Here is a 17,665-nt window from a genome sequence, read left to right as displayed (position 1 = left end):
GGTTACTCCACTTCCGGGCCAGCGGGGATGGACACGGGTTTGTCTATGATCGACCGGTGAGAGCCCATTTTGCCATGTGAAACCAATGTTCCGAGAACATCGACGATCACGCGTGTTGCGAGCAGTGCGGTGATATCTGAACAGTCGTAAGGCGGTGACACTTCGACGACTTCCAGGCCGCAGATACCTTCTTTGGCGACTAGTGACACAAGTTCAAGCGCTTCACGGGGCAGGAAGCCGCCCGGTTCAGGCCAACCCGTACCAGGCACGAAACCGCAGTCGACACTGTCGATGTCGAAGGAGATGTAAACGGCATCGGCATCTTTCCAGGCCAACTCCAGGGCACGTGCCGCTGTTTCGGCCAGACCAAGTTCTTCAACGTCACGCATCGTGAAAATGTTGGTATTGCGCTCGCGGGCAACCTCCACCCCTTCGCGCGGCACCTGCCAGCCACCAATGCCGATCTGAACGAGATTGACCGCCGGAACATTCACCAGATCCGTCGCATGGAACCACGGCGTTGTGTGCATGCGCTCGTCGAGGTCTTTTTCCTGAATATCTATATGTCGATCGAAATGAACGATGCCGATACGTTTGGAGGTACATTGCGCAATGCCGCGAACACACGGGAAACCGATGGAATGATCACCGCCGATCATGATTGGCAAAGCGCCCGAAGACGCAACATGTGAAACGGCCCGCGTTATCTGGTCGAACGTTTTTTCGATATTTGCAGGTATGGTGAAAATGTCGCCGACATCGCAAAGCGTCATCTGTTCGCGGAGGTCGACACCCATTTCATAGTTGTAGGGCGTGTAGAGTGCCGAAATCCGGCGCACACCTTGAGGCCCGAAACGGGTGCCCGGGCGATAAGTCGTCCCACCATCAAACGGAATACCAATGACGGCAGCATCATACGCGCCAACTTTCGTGACGTCTTCGATATAGGGCGCTTTGAGGAACGTATTGATGCCCGCATAGTGGGGCAATTCACCACGTGCAAAGGTTGGAATGGATTTGTCGGTAAGGCTGTCAGATCCGGTCAGCCCCATTCTGAGAGCCCACGCCTTTTCTTTTTCCCAGGCTGCGCTTGGCAAAGCGCCTTCTTTTTCCGCGGCCTTCCAACCACGCAACTGAAGCTTGTCGAAGTCCGGATGGTGTTGCCTTGTCGTGGGGTCTCGCCGGACCAGACCAGCTGCTCTTTGCAGTGTTGCCGGGACAGATCGATCAAACAGGCTCATGAGCGTTCCTCGTGTATTTTGGGTAGTTGGGCATTGGGAAATGGTTGTTTTTCCGGTCGACGGATCGCACCTGCGATATCTTCCGGCAGTTTTTCCGGCGAAGAATTCGGCGATGACAAAGGCAGGTCGTAAGTGATGGTTGCCCCATAGGCGTCCGGGGCCTGCGGGTCGTGGCGAACCTTGTCGAATACCAGCAGACGAGTGCCAAGTTTGAAGGCTTCATGGATGTCGTGCGTGACCATGAAGATGGTCATGCCAAGGTCTTTCCAAAGACCCAAAAGCAACTCGTGCATGTCGACGCGAATGCCTGGATCCAGCGCGCCGAAGGGTTCATCAAGCAACAAGATGTTGGGCTTCTTGATCAGCGCTTGCGCTATTGCCAACCGTTGCTGCATCCCTCCCGACAACTGCACGGGGTAGCGGTCTGCTGCTGCTTTCAGGCCAATTCGGTCCAGAATTTCATCTATGTCACCGATCGCTTGACGACGGGATTTTCCGAAAAGCCGACCTGACAACGGAGCAGCCGCGAATTCCGCGGCTAGGATAAGGTTCTCCGCAACGGTAAGATGGGAAAACACCGAATACTTTTGGAATACGATACCCCTGTCCGGCGTTGGTTCATCGGGGAGGGGTTCACCATCAAGGAGAATTTGACCGCGTGTCGGCAGCTCCTGCGACAACAGCATGCGCAAGAACGTAGATTTACCGCAGCCTGATGCGCCAACGATCGTGCAGAAAGATCCGTCTTTGACCAGAAGGTCGACCCGTTCCAGCACAGGTGTCCCGTCATATGATTTGGTAAGTCCCTGTACCGACAGCTTGGGCGTGGTGACCGTGCTCATAGCGCATCGCTCCCGAGATGGTTCCAGCGAAAAGCGCGTCGAGACAGCAAAAGAAGCAAGCGGTCGAGCAAAAATGCCAACAGAGTGATCCACACCACATAAGGGAGGATCACATCCATCGCCAGATATCTTCGGACGAGAAAAATCCGGTATCCGAGCCCAGTGGTCGACGCGATCGCCTCAGCCGAAATCAGAAAAATCCAGGCAGGCACCAGCCCCAATCGCAATGCCGTGATGAGTTTTGGCAAGACCTGAGGCAAAACCAACCGTGTCACCATCTGCCAGACGGATGCCCCAAGCGTTTCAGCCTTTATGATCATTTCCCTTGGAATGTCGAGAACGGCCTGCGCGGTCGAGCGCACCATGATCGGTGCCGTACCGATAACGATCAGCGCGATCTTCGAAACCTCTCCAAGCCCGAAGGTGATAAAGAGTATGGGCAGGATCGTAATCGGCGGAATAAGCGAAAATGTTGCGATATAGGGAGCCAGAGCGCTTCGAATGTGCGGTATGAACCCGATTGATATTCCAAGAACGAGCGCCAGCAGTGTTGAGACTGCCATGCCACTGCCCAATCGCCACAGGCTGTCAAACGTATCCACCCACAAGAGCAGGTCACCAGAACGTCTGTCAGGCACAGCTGCCATACGCCAGAACGCCTGACCCATGCTGTCCAGTGACGGCAGCAATTTGTCTGCAGGATTTTCAAGCCTGCGATAGTGGCTCGCGACAGCATAGACGAGTAAAGTCGCGATGAAGGGCACAAGCCCAAGGGCAAGGGCAGGGAGCCGAGAAGGCCGCCGGTTGATAATGCGCATGAAACGCCCCTCGTGATCCTGGAAAAAGGACCGGCACAAACGCACCGGTCCAAAAATGCGAAACCGGGAGCTTAGAGAGCGCCTTCAGCAGCCATGGCCATGAAACTTGGATCAAACCGGAGTTTCACATTGTTCTGGTCGCCATAGACAGAACCATCGGCAAAGGCGACGCCGACGAATTCAGGACTTGGCGCGCCTTCACCAAGAATGCCTTTGTCGAACAGAAACTCAGCGACGAATTTCATCGTGCTCGGGAGCTCCGCTGATTTCGTGAACTCGACTGCGTCAGTTGGCGTATAGAACATCTTGGTGGTGGCAAGCTGAGCATCATATCCGGCTAGATCCGTCCCTGAGGCTTCTGCCATGGCAGTGCGTGCCGCAACACCTTCGTCGCTGTCGGTCGACATGATCCCCATGAGCTCATACCAGGCACCGACAAGAGCCTTGCCGAAGTTGGGATTGTCCGCAAGCGTTTCGGAGTTCACCATCATCACATCAATGATCTCACCTGGAATACCGGAGCTGTCGAAAACCTTTGTGGCATTCGGTTGCGCTTCGATTTCAGACAGAAGTGGATTCCACGTGACCACGGACGTCACTTCAGGCGTTGCATAGGCTGCAATCATATCCGCGTCTGACGTGTTAACGACCGTCAGGTCCCTCTCACTAAGACCGACAGAGTCAAGAGCACGTGCAAGTAGGTAGTGAGAAACAGACAGCTCGACCAGATTGACCGTCTGTCCTTTGATCTCGGCAAGGTCAGTCTTGTCCTTCAGGATGATCCCATCATTCCCGTTGGAATAGTCACCAACAATCAGGGCTGTCGTATCAACACCGCCACCAGCAGGAATAGACAAGGCATCCATGTTGGTCATGGAGCAGCCGTCATATTCTCCGGCTGTGTACTGATTGATCGATTCCACGTAATCATTGATCTGAACAATCTCGACACTGATGTCGTATTTGTCCGCCCATTTTTTCATGATGCCACTGTCTTGAAGGTATCCCCAGGGCATCCAACCGACATAGATGGACCAGCAGACTTTAAAGTCGGTTTTCTCTTCCGCGTGCGCAGAAAAAGAAAGAGGCAGCGATAGTGCGGCTGCTAGGAGTGAAGCTCTAGCGAAGGATTTCAACATCTGTGCGCGTCTCCTTAATTTTCCCCCGACAGGGAAGTCCAATCGGGCGACCATCATTGAGGTTTGCGCACGTCCGGGAGCAGGTTCGCGCGCGCGAAACCTCGTGCAGTTGTCTCCCGGGCTTTTGTCCCGCCGTGTCACCGGATTATGTCGGCTGAAGAGCCAATTCATCCGGCTTGCACCTCTCGGTCCTGCGTCTTGTCAGACCGGATCCCTAGGCGCGCTGCACTAAGCAAAGAATTGCAAGGTTGGTGCCAGTCTCTAAATCAGAGATCATTTCTAATATTTTTCAATGACTTATAAAATGATCCGCTCAAAACGCTAAACGCTGAGGTCTAATGGAATGCGGAAATTGACTAAAAAAACGGCAGGCCTGAACAGTTCGCAGTCACATTCTCACGACCTGGTTTGCAACCAAAGCCGGTTTGATCACCTGGAGACTTGGAGAAGGGCACTGGTATTTACATTGGCTGGAAACCACATCTCAAATCCGAGGCTGCCGAACGAGCGCCGCTAAATGCGAAAGGCGCTCGCCAGCTGTTTTCGAGGTCAGTCCTCAATCAACCTGCAAAGGAACAAATCTGCAGAAGTGGCGCAAGATGCTGATCGACCAAGCCAATACAGCAAGAGTGAGCCACCAGCAGAAAGGCTGTCAGCAGCGATCCCGTCCCAAGTGCCATCAAAAGGGAGGGGTCTCGGGACAACTCCTGAAGACCGGTTTCCTCGCGAAGTTCGGCATTGGTCATCTCATTTCCTCCCGCTTACTGTCTTATCCTAGGCTCATTCGGCCACATCTGCGAGCTTGTCTTCATCGGCCTGCTGTTTCTTTTTGCCGCCAAACAAACCCCCAAGCCAACCCTTCTTTTCTTCACCGGAAGATGCGTCTTGCGAAGCGTCTCCATTGGCTTGATCTTGCTCGCTTGAAGAAACGGTCTCTGTTTCGGGACTTGGAGCTACTTGCTGTGCAAAGGATGCAAAGAATTCTCCGGCAAGTCTCTTTGCCGTTGAGTCGATCAGACGGGCACCGAGCTGAGCGAGCTTGCCACCCACTTTCGCATCGACATCGTAGTGCAGAATTGTTGCATTCGGCCCATCTTCTTCCAATCGAACAGTCGCGCCACCGCGCGCAAAACCCGCAACTCCTCCAGATCCTTCTCCGTCGATCTTGTAGCCGTTTGGCGGATCGAGATCGTTCAGGGTGACCTTTCCGCCAAACGTAGCCTTGACTGGCCCAACCTTGAGCTTGACCTTTGCTTCCAGTTCCGTGTCAGAGTGCTTGATCAGCTCTTCACAGCCTGGGATCGAAGCCTTGAGAACATCCGCGTCGTTGAGCGCTTCCCAGACCTTCTCACGCGGCGCTTCAATCCGCTGGCTATCTGTCATTTGCATGGATTCATCTCCAATTCCGGGTCTTAAACGTGTTGTATTCTGGACAGTCGCTGGTTTTTGCGGCGGACCATTAGCAGTTCGGCAAGGATCGAAAGGGCGATCTCTTCAGGAGTGATGGCGCCAAGGTCCAGGCCTGCCGGCCCCTTGATGCGCTCCAGAGCATCGGAGTTGATGCCCTGGTCTTTGAGTTTTGATTTCAGGGTATCGATTTTCCGGCGGCTTCCAACAAAACCCACATGCCGAGCATTCGTCTTGATGGCAGCATCCAGGGCGGCAAGATCGCCTCGGCCCTGTGTGGAGACAACGATATAGGTGTCTGCGCTGTTGGAAGTATTGACGTTGAAACCGTCATTCCTGCGCATTTCACCTGGAAAGCCTTCAAAATCTTCTAGCGGCCCGCAAATGGTGACATCAAATCCGATTGTGGGCCCTTGAATTGCGAGTGCCAGAGCAACTGGGCTGGCTCCGAAGATGGCAAGTTGTGGGCGAGGCAAAACCGGCTCTATAAAAATATCCATAGTGCCCTGGCTGGGGCACATGTTTTTGGCAAATTGAACACCTTCACGTTCTTCGCCGGGTTCAACACCCAGTTCAGACAAGAGATCGGCTGGTTGAATCGATATCAGCCTGGCCTCACCGTCAGCAAAAGCAGTTCTTGCGGCTTTGATTACAGCCGATTTTGCACAGCCACCACCGATCCATCCGCCGACAATCTCCCCCTCGCTGGAAATGACCGCTTTGGCACCTGCCTTTGCAGCCGTGACTGAAATGGTGCGAACAACGGTTGCCAGCACGAAAGGTTCGTTGCTGGTTTGCATCTGGTGGATCAGATCCACCAGATCACCCGTCAATTCGGCCGCGGCTCTTGAACCTGAAATGGTGCCTGTATGCTTCATCGGTGCATCTCCCATGGATCAAAGCCTGGCCAGGTAAGGTTCAAGCGCAGCAAGACTTTCAAGATTGTGTGCAGGTGCAAAGAGGTCGACATGCGGCAGTGCTGCCTGCATGCCACCCGCCGAGGGCTCGTAACCTTCCCAACCAATCAGTGGATTAAGCCATACAATCCGGCGACAACGGCGCCTGAGACGCGCCATTTCTTCTCCCAATACATCGGGCGCGCCAGTGTCGTATCCATCAGACAAAATCATTACGCAGGTACGCGAATGAATTACGCGCGCTGCGTGCCAGCGATTGAAATCAGCCAGAGCTTCGCCGATTTTGGTGCCACCACCCACGCCTTGCGCCATCAGCCCCAAGCGATCAAGTGCCCGACCGGCGTCCCGTTCTGAAAGCGCAGAAGAGACATGGACGAGACGGGTGTGAAACAGGAATGCTTCGGCTTCGCGAAAGTTGTCCAGAATGCCGTGCACAAAACGCGTAAAAACGCCTGTGTAGTTGTTCATGGAACCGGACGCGTCCAATAGGACCACAAGCCTGAGCTGTTGCTGACGCGGTCCTTTGCGGATCAGTTCGAGCGGCGTTCCGCCGTGGGCGATGGAATGACGGATGGTTCGGCGCAAGTCCAAGCGGCGCGCCTTTCGTTTCTGACGGTCTCTGCGCGTCAGCCGCACCCGCATGGAGCGCGCCAGTTTTTCAGCAAGCTCATGTGCCTGTTTCAACGCCTCGGGATCTTCAATCTTCCTGAAATCGATCTGTCCGAGATTTTCGGCGATGCTTGCGCCCTCCCGGCGACCGGAAGGTGTTTCACCGGTTTCTTCATCTTCTTCGCCTGGTTGACGTTCGACATTTCCAGCGATCGTGTCCTGCCGATTGCCCTGCGCATCAACCAACTCACGGATGGTTTTCATACCTTTGCGCGGGCTGGTTCCGCTGACTTTCACACCGGACTTCACGCCTTTGCCGACCCAATAGGCGTCAAACAGTTCGTCGAACTTTTTCCAGTCAGCCAAACGTCCGCAAAAAAGTGTTCTAAACGATGCCTTCAACCTGTCCTGTCGGTGTACGAGCGGCGTCTGAAGAAGACGCAAAGCATCGCTTGTCTCTGCCATTCCTACCTTGAAACCACTGTCGCGCAATGATCGAACAAAGCCTGCAAGCCGGGCACGCAGCACGGCTCCTATGTCTTCACGGGTTTCAAAATGAAGAGCGCTCATTACTCAAGCCACCTTGCCAAGCAGCCTGTCGGTAACCTCGACTGTCACCCGGGATTTGTCTTCGCGGGTTTTCAAGACACAGGTCAAAGTGTCGAAAACCAGTTCTCTGTTTTCGTGAAGATCTTTTGCCCCCAGTCCCAACAGCGCGGCAGCCCAGTCAATCGTTTCCGCGACCCCGGGAACCTTGACCAGATCCTCCTTGCGCAGTTTGCCCATAAGTTCTGCAATCTGAAGCGCCAAACTTGCATCGAGACCACTAACCCTTGAGAGCAGAATACGCGCTTCACGGTCGGGTGTCGGATAGTCGACATAGTGATAAAGACATCTGCGTCGTAAAGCATCGGACAGTTCGCGCGTTCCATTTGAGGTCAGCACAACACGCGGGATTGTGACGGCCTCAACTGTGCCAAGTTCAGGTATCGAGACCTGATAGTCCGAAAGAATTTCGAGAAGGAATGCTTCGAATTCCTCGTCAGCCCGGTCAATTTCATCAATCAACAGAACAGGCGCTTCAGCTTGCCTTATCGCTGACAGGAGAGGGCGCTCCAAAAGGTACTTTTCAGAAAAGACTGCTTCTTCAACGCTATTGGCGTCGTCGCCCGATCCCTCCCTTGCCTTGATCGCGAGGAGTTGTCGCTGGTAGTTCCATTCGTAAATGGCATCGGACCGGTCAAGACCTTCGTAACACTGCAGACGGATGAGATTTGTTTCCTCAAGACGTGCCAGTGCCTTGGCGACCTCCGTTTTGCCGACACCAGCTTCGCCTTCAAGGAGCAAGGGTCGGTTCAGCATTTCGGTCAGAACAAGAGCGGTCGCCAGTCCCTCATCGGCGACATATCCCGTTTTCGCCAATGCCTCTGCAATTTGGTCTTTGGTCTTGCTCATCCGGTTGCATTTCGTTCGAGTTGAAAAGATGAGGTGCAGCCTTCACCACCGGAAACCTTTCCCGGCAGCTAAATTCAACGGAGGTTCTCCTGGCAGCTTCCACGAGGTGGCCCCATGGGCCGCAATCTTGGAGAGCGGCCCATGGTTTGAACTGTCTCAACCGTGAGCGCCGAGATCCTTGGCAGCCTGCCAAATTCGCCATGCATCGTGCGGCATCTGGATATGAGTGCTCCCAAGGAACTGGAAGGCGTCATTCACGGCGTTCGAGAACGCCGGTACGCCGCCGACATTGGGGCTCTCACCCACGCCTTTTGCGCCAATTGGATGATGCGGGCTGGGCGTTACCGTATGGTCGGTTTCCCAGTGAGGCGTTTCAACAGCCGTTGGAATGAAGAAGTCCATGAAGGACGCCCCCATCACGTTGCCTGTTTCGTCGTAGCGGATCTCCTGACCCATTGCGATCGCGAAGGCTTCCGTCAAACCACCATGCACCTGACCCTCGATGATCATTGGATTGATACGCGTGCCGCAATCATCGAGCGCGTAGAAGCGCCGGGTCTTGGCGACACCTGTATCAACGTCGATGTCCATGACGCAGAAATAGGCACCGAATGGGTAGGTCATATTGGGCGGGTCATAGTAGCTGACCGCTTCAAGACCAGGTTCAATGCCTTGAGGGGGAGCATGATAGGCCGCCCAGGCGATTTCCTTCATGGACTTACGCGCTTGCGGGTTGCCCTTTACCTGAAAACCGTCGACGTCCCACTCCAGATCGTACTCGGACACCTCCAACATATGGGCCGCGATCATCTGAGCCTTGTTGCGGATTTTTCTTGCCGCAAGTGCAATTGCTGCACCGGCCACAGGTGTCGAGCGGGAACCGTAGGTACCAAGGCCATAAGGCGCAGTGTCCGTGTCACCTTCTTCGACCATGATATCATCGGCCGGAATGCCGATTTCAGTCGCGATGATCTGGGCCCAAGTTGTCTCATGCCCTTGACCCTGAGACTTGGTTCCCATCCTTGAAATCACAGAGCCGGTCGGATGGACACGGATTTCTGCGCTGTCGAACATGGCCACTCCGAGAATATCGCAGTTCTTGGAGGGGCCAGCGCCGACAATCTCAGTGAAGAAGGAAACGCCAATCCCCATGATTTCGCGGGTCTCGCCGCGATTGAACGCCTCTTGTTTGGCCTTTTGTTCTGCGCGCAGCTCCCGATAGCCGATTGTATCCATCGCCTTGTGCATGGCGGTGTGATAATCGCCGCTGTCATACTCCCAGCCGAGTGCTGACTGATAAGGAAACTGTTCGGGTTTGACAAAGTTCTTGATCCGCAGGTCTGCGGGATCCATGCCAAGCTTCTGGGCCAGAATATCCATGCCCCGTTCAATACAATAAGCAGCTTCCGTCACGCGGAACGAACACCGGTAGGCGACACCTCCTGGTGCCTTGTTGGTATAGACCCCATCGACCTCAAGATGGGCCGTTGGAAAGTCATAGGAACCTGTGACGATGTTGAAGAAGCCTGCTGGCCATTTGGACGGATCGGCACACGCATCGAACCCACCGTGATCGGCAAGAACATGTACTTTCAGACCGGTTACCGTGCCGTCGTTCTTCGCAGCGATTTCCGTTGTCATATGATAGTCACGGGCAAAGGACGTCGTGGAGAGGTTCTCCATCCGGTCTTCAACCCATTTGACCGGCACGCCGGTCACGATTGAGGCAACAATTGAGCAGATGTAGCCAGGATAAGCGCCAACCTTGTTGCCAAAACCACCGCCAATGTCCGGTGCAATTACGTGGATCTTGTGCTCAGGAATGGTGGACAGTAATGACGCGACCGTTCGAATGACGTGCGGTGCCTGGAACGTCCCCCAAACCGTCAGTTCGCCCTTCACTTTGTCCATGGAGGCAACGCACTGACAGGTTTCGAGCGGCGAGGGGTGAGTGCGGTGATAGGAAATCATTTCCTTCACCGTGACATCAGCCTCCGAGAAGGCACGTGATGTTTCGTCCTTGTCGCCGACTTCCCAGGTAAAGATATGGTTGTGATGTTTGCGGGGGCCGTGTGCGCCTTCCATCTTGCCGTCGAGATCCGGTCTCAGAACCGGCGCGTCTTCGTCCAGTGACTTGAACGGATCTGTCAGAACAGGAAGTTCTTCGTATTCCACTTCAACCAACTGAATGGCGTCATCCGCAATATAACGGTTTTCGGCCACCACAAAGGCGACTTCCTGGTTCTGATAAAGAACCTTGCCGTCCGCCAGCACCATCTGAACGTCACCAGCAAGCGTCGGCATCCAGGCGAGGTTGACGCCTTTGAGATCTTCGGCTGTCAGAACGGCAATGACGCCGGGCAGTTTTAGAGCCTCGGATGCGTCGATCTTGGTGACCTTTGCATGGGCATAGGGAGAGCGAACAAAGTCGCCAAACACCATGCCGGGCAGTTTCAGATCGTCCACATACTGGCCTTTGCCTTGTGTAAACCGGATGTCTTCAACGCGTTTGCGCTTGCAGCCCATGCCTTCCAGGGCCGCTTCACGCTGTTCCCGTGTCGGGGTCATGTCGTTCATTCTGCAGCCTCCTGAATATCAGTGCCGTTCAGCTTGGCCGCGGCGTACTGGATGGCCTTGACGATGTTCTGGTATCCGGTGCAACGGCACAGGTTGCCTGAAATTCCCATGCGGATTTCGTCTTCCGTCGGGTTGGGATTTTCCTTCAGCAGCGTGTGGGCACGCATGATCATACCCGGAGTGCAAAAACCACACTGCAGACCGTGCATCTGTCGGAACCCTTCCTGGAGCGCAGACAGCGTTCCATCCTGGTTGGCCATGCCTTCGATCGTGGTTAGCTCTGCACCATTCGCCTGGACGGCAAAAACGGTACAGGTCTTCACCGACATGCCGTTCATCTCGACAGTGCATGCTCCGCAATGGGATGTTTCACAGCCAATATGCGGCCCGGTCAGGTTCAGTTCTTCACGCAGAAAATGGATCAAAAGTGTGCGTGGCTCTACAAAGCGTTGCACCTTCTTGCCGTTTACGGTCAGGCTGACCGGGACCTGTTCAATCTCACTCATTAGTCTCTCCCGAAATCCTGATCAGCCCTGAGACCGGTCTGCTGCGCGTGCAAGCGCACGTTCCAGCATGACACCGGCCATTTTTGTCCGATATTCAGCAGGTCCACGGCCATCTGAGGCCGGTTCTGTAATGGCTTCTGCGGCAGCGACCGCCCGCTTGATTGTGTCACCGTCAAGCGATGAACCGGTCAGAATTTCGCCGGCCTCTTTCGCAAAAAGCGGTGTATCGGCAACATTGGTGAGCGCAACAGAGCAAGTGCTCACCGTCCCGCCTGACATTGTGAGAACAACCGCTGCGGCAGCTGTCGCATAGTCTCCAACTTTCCGCTTGAGTTTCTCATAGGCGTAGCCATGACCGGATGGGGGCACCGGAATACGGATGGCAGTCAGGATCTCTTCAGGTGCAAGAGCGGTGAAGTAAGCGGCCTCATAAAAATTCCGGGCCGAAACGTGTCTGTCGCCATCAGGACCTGTCAGAACGTAATCGGCATTGAGGCATTGCATCAGAGCCGGCATGTCGTTGCCAGGATCCCCGTTGGCGACATTGCCACCAAGCGTGCCAAGATACCTGATCTGCGGATCGGCAATCAGTTCAGACGTCTCGCGAATGATCGGCAGTTTCGCGGCGAGCAAATCCGAAGCAATCAGCTCGTTCTGTGTGGTCATGGCCCCGATAACGATTGTGTCGCCGTCTTCAGCCACGCCTTTCAGGTCGGCAATCCCGCCCAGATCGACAAGATGCTCAGGAGCGGCCATCCGTAGCTTCATCATGGGAATAAGGCTGTGCCCTCCCGACAACGGCCTTGCTTCATCTCCATGGCTAACCAGGATAGCAACTGCTTCGGCCACTGATGATGGCCGGTGATAGGTGAATTCACCAGGTATCACGTCCGTTTCCTCCCTCAATCGGTTCTGACAGAGAACCGAAGCCGGACACCTCAACGCGTCGCGAAGCGCTTGGTCCGGCCAGATCGTGCATCGCCTCCAGGAGTGGTGGCAGATTGTCACATGCTTGAAGGTTGGGAAAAGGTGCGCTGCACACTCAAGGCAACATGCATTAACAGCACCGGCTTATGCACTAATGGCGCAATCGCTTGCACGAAATGCGGCAATAATTCTTACGCATTTCATGAGTGCAACACCCCGAAGGACCGTGAAAACGAAGTAAAAACAATATACTAAATTAAGAAACAGCCTTCGTGGGAACGGTAGGAGGTTTGAGCCTACTTTCGTGCAAATCTGCACGAACGGCGAAGAATTCGAATGCATTTGCACTGCACAAGCGATATCCGCATCTGAAATATTTGGAGTTATTGCGCTACGGCTGTGTGTTCTGTTGCTGCTTCTGCCATTGCAGATAAGCGCGCCTTGACACGCCCCCACCGAGACCGACTAACGGGTACGGATTGTGCGTCTTCTCCATCCAGAACAAGCACTCCACCATCGCCCGAGCGTTTGTAACTCGCTACACGGCTGATGTTGACAATGTGGCTTCTATGGACCCGGTTGAAGGTCTTGGGATCGAGCTGCTGTTCCGCTTCGCTGATCGACAGGGGACAGAAGAATTCACGAGATCCGTCGTAAAGCCGCGTGTAGTGCGCATCCGCATGAATAGCATAGATTTCCTTGATACCGATCTGGCTCTTCTGGCCGTCTTTCTCAATCGGGATCGTCCGTTTTGCCAATGCGGACTGGGCACGCGCAGCAACTGTTGCAGCTTGCAGTCCTGCGGCGGTCTTTCGAACATGTTGCGAGGTCTGTATCTGAGGTTCTTCCGCAAACTGAGTGCGCGCAAAGGTGGTTTCGTCTGGCAGCTGCGCATCTGACGCTGCATCCACGACATCATTCGAAGGTTCCGAGCCCTGTGCTGGAACCAGGGCAAGCAGGAAGAGTCCAGATACAAGAAATGCAACGCAACACACGACAATCGCCAGAACACCAGGACTAAATGATGGACCTCCAACTCCTGTCGCTGTCTGCTTCAATTCATACGTCAGACCGGTCATCGCGGTGTAATGCATTGCGGAGATGGCAAGTGCGAGTACCGCCGCTGAAAAGACAATAGGTGGCCGGCGCCCGAGGCCGAATAGGAGCCACATCGCAAGGCCCGCTGCGTTAAACGCGACAAGAAAACTGGCAAGCACATAGGCCGGTTCATGAATCATGTTGAGCGACTCATGAAGGGCATACATACCCAGATAATGCATTGTGCAGATGCCGCTTCCCATCACAAAAGCAGCTAGTCCCAATCTGAGAGGTGTGAGCCGTGAATTGCTGGCAGCAAAGACAGCGATTCCAACCACGAGAACACAAACAAGGAACGAAAGCAGGGTTGGCAAAACAAGAAAGTCGACGGCTATCGGCAATCGTGCCGCAAGCATGCCCACAAAGTGCATGGACCAGATGGCCAAGGCGAGCGTAAGTGCCGCTCCGGCCAATAGAAACCGCCGGCGCGGGTCGACGGCGTTCCTGACTTGAACCGCCAGGCTTAGTCCGACAAAACTTCCCTGAAAGGCCATCACAAGGGATAGCGCCACGAGCCAGGGCTCGTGCGTCACCGGCATGTTGCTCCGAACCTCCCATTCCTTCCGGTGTTGAATCGCACCGGTCTCCTCATGGGGCATGATGATAGGCTAAAGCCACGGGTGCGGCAAATGGTCAAGGCCTTAACTTCAACCGCCTGTCACAGCCAAACACTTCAAACTGCAGGCTCATCAGGATTCTTCAACGTCGAGCGCAACAGGTTAATTAGAACCTCGGCAGGCTTGCTGATGGAAACACCGGCCCTGGTCAAAAGGCCGATCGTGCGCCTGACATCCAAATCTACAACCGATCTGAAGGTCAGGTCGCGGCTCATATGAGATTGCGTCGCTGTATTGGGCAACAACCCGATACCAAGACCACTCAAAACCAGTTCCATAGCAGTCGTTGACCGTCCCACCTCAAAGGTCCATTGCGCGGAAAGGCGTCGAACGGCCAAAGCTTCATCAATCAGCACGCGATTTCCCGTGCCGCGAGCTGGAAGGATGAGCCTTTCCTTTACAATGTCCTGCCATTGAATAGCTTCCTGTTCCGACAAATGATGGGTCGCGGGTAGGGCAAGCACAATTGTGTCATCGAGAAGAGGTTCAAAATACGTGTTCGGATCCAAGACACCAATGGAACAGACCCCAAAATCCGCATCACCATGAGAAACCGCTTCGGAAACGTCGTTGGTCGCCGCGTCGAGAAGGCGAATTCTTGGTGAAAAGCCCTGATCTTCAAACCTGCGAATAGCAGGCAGGACGAAACTAGGGATCACCGTCGGTATCGCGGCAACAGTGATCAACATGCTGCGCTGATATTCATAGGTGACACTTTCATCGCGCATGGCACGGGTGGTATCGGCCGCAGTCACCAGCATATCCGCGGCTCTTGCCTGCAGCCTTTTGGCAGCAAGAGTTGGCCGCACCATACGTGTCGTGCGTTCAAAAAGCACAGATCCGAGTGCCTTTTCCAGTTTTTGAACCCGTCGGGTGACAGCAGATTGTGAGAGGTTCAAACGATCAGCCGCGTTGTGGAATGAACCAGTTTCCAAAACCGCCAGAAAAGCTTCAAGATCGCTGAAGTCGAAATTAATGTGCATTATGCAATAGTTCTTTAAAAAGCATCATTGGTCAAATCAATAGAGTGTCTGGTAGAGGGGATCCGAGAGGACCCGGCACATGAGATCTGACATTGATATCGTTGTAATCGGCGGCGGCAACGCAGCTCTATGTGCTGCTATGACTGCAGCGGAATGCGGCGCAAGTGTTTGCATCCTTGAAACAGCACCGAAGCCTTATCGTGGCGGAAATTCCAGACACACGCGAAATTTTCGCTGCATGCACAAGGGCCCCCATGGACCTCTTGTCGACGATTATTCCGAAGACGAGTATTTCAGCGATCTATTGAAAGTCACAGCAGGCAAGACCGATGAAAATCTAGCGCGACTTGCCATCCGAACCTCTGAAGAATGCCTGACCTGGATGCAGGAACATGGTGTGCATTTTCAGCCTTCGCTTTCCGGAACGCTTTCACTCGGCCGGACCAATGCGTTTTTCATGGGTGGAGGCAAATCCCTCGTAAATGCCTACTACCGCAAGGCTGAAAGTTTGGGCGTGACCATTCTCTATGAAGCCCATGTCACACATCTAGAACTGGTTGATGACCGGATCGAACTTGTAAGTTTCGCCCACGAAGGAAAAGAAAAAAGGCTGGTGCCGAAAGCAGTAGTTGTCGCTTCCGGTGGGTTCCAGGCTGATACGGACTGGCTGACACGCGCCTGGGGCCCGCCAGCAAAAAACTTCCTGATCCGCGGAACTCCTTACAACCGGGGCGTCGTCCTTGCAGACCTTCTGGATCAGGGCGTCAGCTCCGTCGGCGACCCGACACAGTGCCATGCGGTCGCCATTGATGGCCGCGCACCCAAATTCGATGGAGGCATCGTGACCCGATTGGACTGTGTGCCGTTCTCTATCGTAGTCAACAAGCACGGGGAGCGGTTCTACGACGAAGGGGAAGACGTCTGGCCCAAACGTTACGCGATCTGGGGCCGGTTGATTGCTCAACAGCCTGATCAGGTCGGGTATGTCGTCATAGATGCCAAATCGCTGGAGCTCTTCATGCCGTCGGTTTTCCCGCCGATCAAAGCCGACAGCCTGGAAGAGCTTGCAGCAAAAATGGATCTGCCACCGAAAAAACTTTCAGACACGGTTGCCGAGTTCAACCTGGCCTGCGGCAACACGTCGAAGTTCCACCCGACCGAACTGGATGGTGTCGCAACCTCCGGCCTGCTGCCTGCCAAAACCAACTGGGCACGCCCGATAGATGAACCACCCTTCTATGGCTACAGCCTCAAGACCGGCGTGACCTTCACCTATCTCGGTTTGAAGGTGGATGAAAATGCACAGTGCAGCACTGGGCAGGGGCCTGTTCGCAATTTGTGGGCAGCTGGAGAAACCATGGCCGGCTCAATTCTCGGACAGGGCTACCTGGCAGGATTTGGCATGACCATTGGAACCGTCTTCGGCAGGATCGCGGGCAGGGAGGCAGCGAAATATGCAAACTGATTTCTTGCAGGAAGCTCGTCGTCAAGCCGAAATTTGCAACGCCTGCCGATATTGCGAAGGATATTGCTCCGTCTTTCCCGCACTTCACAGTGAACGGTTATTCAGTGACGGCGACCTCACCCAATTGGCCAATCTGTGTCACAATTGTCGCGGCTGTTACTACGCCTGTCAGTATACATCCCCGCACGAATTCGATCTAAATCTCCCCAAGGCCCTGGCAGAGGTACGTCAGGAGAGTTGGGAACACTTCGCGTGGCCTGAAGCGTTCGCGAAACGCTTCCAAAGCAGCGGTTTGATGATTGCCATTGCATCTGTTCTTTGCTTCTCCGTCTTCTTTCTGACCATTCGCACGCTCGGATCAGCAGGAGGTGAGGGGTTCTATGCAGTCCTGTCACATACGGCCATGGTCTCGATCTTTCTTCCTGCGTTCGTATTTCCTCTTTTCAGCCTCGCCATCAGCATGCGGCGATACTGGAGCGCAACGAACGGAGAACCTGTGAGGCTTTCGCATATCGTTGAGGCTTTTGGGTCTGCGGCCCGAATGAAAAACCTGGCAGGCGGTCATGGTGATGGATGCAATTTTGAAGACGAAGACAGGTTCAGCCAGTCCCGACGTCTTGCTCACCAGGCAGTCATGTACGGCTTTCTGCTTTGTTTCGCCTCAACTTCTGCCGCGACCATTCTGCACTACGCGTTTGATATGCCCGCACCGTATCCAATTTGGTCGTTACCAAAACTACTTGGATTGCCCGGTGGCATATTGATGGTCGCGGGATCTCTTTGGCTGATGGCATTAAAGTTGAAAGCAGACAAGAACCTGGGAGCGCCGTCCGCCTGGGGTGGAGAAATGGGTTTTGTCGCACTTCTATTGCTGGTCGCGTTGACTGGATTGTTGCTTTACGCACTGGGCAGCACAAGTCTGATGCCTTTGCTCCTTGCAATTCACTTGGGCTCTGTTCTGAGTTTTTTTCTTCTCACTCCGTATACGAAAATGGCGCATGGCTTCTATCGACTTGCCGCGCTGATCAGGGAGGCACAGCGCAAGCGCACAAATTGAAGAATTG

At 54.3% G+C, this 17,665-nt stretch carries 16 protein-coding genes; 2 read left to right on the top strand and 14 right to left on the bottom strand.

The genetic code is table 11. The features are described from left to right. Window positions 1-2: 2 nt before the first annotated feature. The 14 genes from FIV00_RS16300 to FIV00_RS16235 form a co-directional block, all read right to left on the bottom strand. Window positions 3-1,241 (bottom strand): agmatinase family protein, encoded by a 1,239-nt coding sequence (locus tag FIV00_RS16300; protein ID WP_173006018.1) that lies wholly within the window; start codon window positions 1,239-1,241, stop codon window positions 3-5. Then, entirely contained in the window at window positions 1,238-2,083 is an 846-nt protein-coding gene (locus FIV00_RS16295) for an ATP-binding cassette domain-containing protein (protein ID WP_152501731.1), read from the bottom strand. Before FIV00_RS16295 ends, FIV00_RS16300 begins: the two co-directional genes overlap by 4 nt. After that, the gene (locus tag FIV00_RS16290) at window positions 2,080-2,901 is read right to left on the bottom strand and encodes an ABC transporter permease (protein WP_152501730.1); all 822 of its coding nucleotides are present in this window, start codon (window positions 2,899-2,901) and stop codon (window positions 2,080-2,082) included. The genes FIV00_RS16295 and FIV00_RS16290 overlap by 4 nt, the downstream gene beginning before the upstream one ends. 71 nt (window positions 2,902-2,972) lie before the next feature. Then, on the bottom strand, window positions 2,973-4,040 hold the full coding sequence (locus FIV00_RS16285; protein WP_152501729.1) for a putative urea ABC transporter substrate-binding protein: 1,068 nt from the start codon (window positions 4,038-4,040) through the stop codon (window positions 2,973-2,975). Window positions 4,041-4,600: 560 nt separating this feature from the next. Beyond that, complete coding sequence (locus FIV00_RS16280; RefSeq protein ID WP_152501728.1) at window positions 4,601-4,786, bottom strand: hypothetical protein; 186 nt, start codon at window positions 4,784-4,786, stop codon at window positions 4,601-4,603. 34 nt (window positions 4,787-4,820) lie between these two features. Beyond that, window positions 4,821-5,429: a CoxG family protein gene (locus FIV00_RS16275; protein ID WP_152501727.1), complete on the bottom strand. Its 609-nt coding sequence runs from the start codon at window positions 5,427-5,429 to the stop codon at window positions 4,821-4,823. A gap of 23 nt (window positions 5,430-5,452) precedes the next feature. After that, window positions 5,453-6,325 carry an XdhC family protein gene (locus FIV00_RS16270; RefSeq protein WP_209006576.1) on the bottom strand — a complete coding sequence of 291 codons (873 nt, stop codon included), beginning with the start codon at window positions 6,323-6,325 and terminating at the stop codon, window positions 5,453-5,455. 18 nt (window positions 6,326-6,343) lie between these two features. Beyond that, window positions 6,344-7,543, bottom strand: a complete 1,200-nt coding sequence (locus FIV00_RS16265; protein ID WP_152501725.1) for a VWA domain-containing protein — start codon at window positions 7,541-7,543, stop codon at window positions 6,344-6,346. Between the two features lie 3 nt (window positions 7,544-7,546). Further along, on the bottom strand, window positions 7,547-8,428 hold the full coding sequence (locus tag FIV00_RS16260; RefSeq protein ID WP_152501724.1) for a MoxR family ATPase: 882 nt from the start codon (window positions 8,426-8,428) through the stop codon (window positions 7,547-7,549). A 156-nt stretch (window positions 8,429-8,584) separates the two neighbouring features. After that, window positions 8,585-11,005, bottom strand: coding sequence for an aerobic carbon-monoxide dehydrogenase large subunit (locus tag FIV00_RS16255; RefSeq protein WP_152501723.1), 2,421 nt, complete (start codon window positions 11,003-11,005; stop codon window positions 8,585-8,587). Next, entirely contained in the window at window positions 11,002-11,511 is a 510-nt protein-coding gene (locus FIV00_RS16250; RefSeq protein WP_152501722.1) for a (2Fe-2S)-binding protein, read from the bottom strand. Before FIV00_RS16250 ends, FIV00_RS16255 begins: the two co-directional genes overlap by 4 nt. 21 nt (window positions 11,512-11,532) lie before the next feature. Then, window positions 11,533-12,399, bottom strand: a complete 867-nt coding sequence (locus FIV00_RS16245; protein WP_152501721.1) for a xanthine dehydrogenase family protein subunit M — start codon at window positions 12,397-12,399, stop codon at window positions 11,533-11,535. Window positions 12,400-12,821: 422 nt separating this feature from the next. Next, a complete protein-coding gene (locus tag FIV00_RS16240; protein ID WP_152501720.1) occupies window positions 12,822-14,075 on the bottom strand; it encodes an MHYT domain-containing protein in 1,254 nt (417 codons plus the stop codon). Between the two features lie 134 nt (window positions 14,076-14,209). Then, window positions 14,210-15,136 (bottom strand): LysR family transcriptional regulator, encoded by a 927-nt coding sequence (locus FIV00_RS16235; RefSeq protein ID WP_152501719.1) that lies wholly within the window; start codon window positions 15,134-15,136, stop codon window positions 14,210-14,212. Between the two features lie 79 nt (window positions 15,137-15,215). Here FIV00_RS16235 and tcuA point away from each other — a divergent pair, with 79 nt between their 5' ends. Together tcuA and tcuB are read left to right on the top strand one after the other, a co-directional pair. Further along, window positions 15,216-16,601 (top strand): FAD-dependent tricarballylate dehydrogenase TcuA, encoded by a 1,386-nt coding sequence (tcuA, locus tag FIV00_RS16230; RefSeq protein WP_152501718.1) that lies wholly within the window; start codon window positions 15,216-15,218, stop codon window positions 16,599-16,601. Further along, window positions 16,591-17,658 (top strand): tricarballylate utilization 4Fe-4S protein TcuB, encoded by a 1,068-nt coding sequence (tcuB, locus tag FIV00_RS16225; protein WP_152501717.1) that lies wholly within the window; start codon window positions 16,591-16,593, stop codon window positions 17,656-17,658. The genes tcuA and tcuB overlap by 11 nt, the downstream gene beginning before the upstream one ends. The last annotated feature ends 7 nt before the right edge of the window (window positions 17,659-17,665 follow it).

Source organism: Labrenzia sp. THAF82 (assembly GCF_009363435.1).
Lineage (GTDB): Bacteria > Pseudomonadota > Alphaproteobacteria > Rhizobiales > Stappiaceae > Roseibium > Roseibium porphyridii.
This window is presented reverse-complemented; position numbering and strand designations above follow the sequence as displayed.

What these genes read in the sequence shown, in the direction of transcription:
- FIV00_RS16300 (WP_173006018.1), bottom strand. Translation starts at nt 1,241, where the DNA reads ATGAGCCTGTTTGATCGATCTGTCCCGGCAACACTGCAAAGAGCAGCT.
- FIV00_RS16295 (WP_152501731.1), bottom strand. Translation starts at nt 2,083, where the DNA reads ATGAGCACGGTCACCACGCCCAAGCTGTCGGTACAGGGACTTACCAAA.
- FIV00_RS16290 (WP_152501730.1), bottom strand. Translation starts at nt 2,901, where the DNA reads ATGCGCATTATCAACCGGCGGCCTTCTCGGCTCCCTGCCCTTGCCCTT.
- FIV00_RS16285 (WP_152501729.1), bottom strand. Translation starts at nt 4,040, where the DNA reads ATGTTGAAATCCTTCGCTAGAGCTTCACTCCTAGCAGCCGCACTATCG.
- FIV00_RS16280 (WP_152501728.1), bottom strand. Translation starts at nt 4,786, where the DNA reads ATGACCAATGCCGAACTTCGCGAGGAAACCGGTCTTCAGGAGTTGTCC.
- FIV00_RS16275 (WP_152501727.1), bottom strand. Translation starts at nt 5,429, where the DNA reads ATGCAAATGACAGATAGCCAGCGGATTGAAGCGCCGCGTGAGAAGGTC.
- FIV00_RS16270 (WP_209006576.1), bottom strand. Translation starts at nt 6,325, where the DNA reads ATGAAGCATACAGGCACCATTTCAGGTTCAAGAGCCGCGGCCGAATTG.
- FIV00_RS16265 (WP_152501725.1), bottom strand. Translation starts at nt 7,543, where the DNA reads ATGAGCGCTCTTCATTTTGAAACCCGTGAAGACATAGGAGCCGTGCTG.
- FIV00_RS16260 (WP_152501724.1), bottom strand. Translation starts at nt 8,428, where the DNA reads ATGAGCAAGACCAAAGACCAAATTGCAGAGGCATTGGCGAAAACGGGA.
- FIV00_RS16255 (WP_152501723.1), bottom strand. Translation starts at nt 11,005, where the DNA reads ATGAACGACATGACCCCGACACGGGAACAGCGTGAAGCGGCCCTGGAA.
- FIV00_RS16250 (WP_152501722.1), bottom strand. Translation starts at nt 11,511, where the DNA reads ATGAGTGAGATTGAACAGGTCCCGGTCAGCCTGACCGTAAACGGCAAG.
- FIV00_RS16240 (WP_152501720.1), bottom strand. Translation starts at nt 14,075, where the DNA reads ATGCCGGTGACGCACGAGCCCTGGCTCGTGGCGCTATCCCTTGTGATG.
- FIV00_RS16235 (WP_152501719.1), bottom strand. Translation starts at nt 15,136, where the DNA reads ATGCACATTAATTTCGACTTCAGCGATCTTGAAGCTTTTCTGGCGGTT.
- tcuA (WP_152501718.1), top strand. Translation starts at nt 15,216, where the DNA reads ATGAGATCTGACATTGATATCGTTGTAATCGGCGGCGGCAACGCAGCT.
- tcuB (WP_152501717.1), top strand. Translation starts at nt 16,591, where the DNA reads ATGCAAACTGATTTCTTGCAGGAAGCTCGTCGTCAAGCCGAAATTTGC.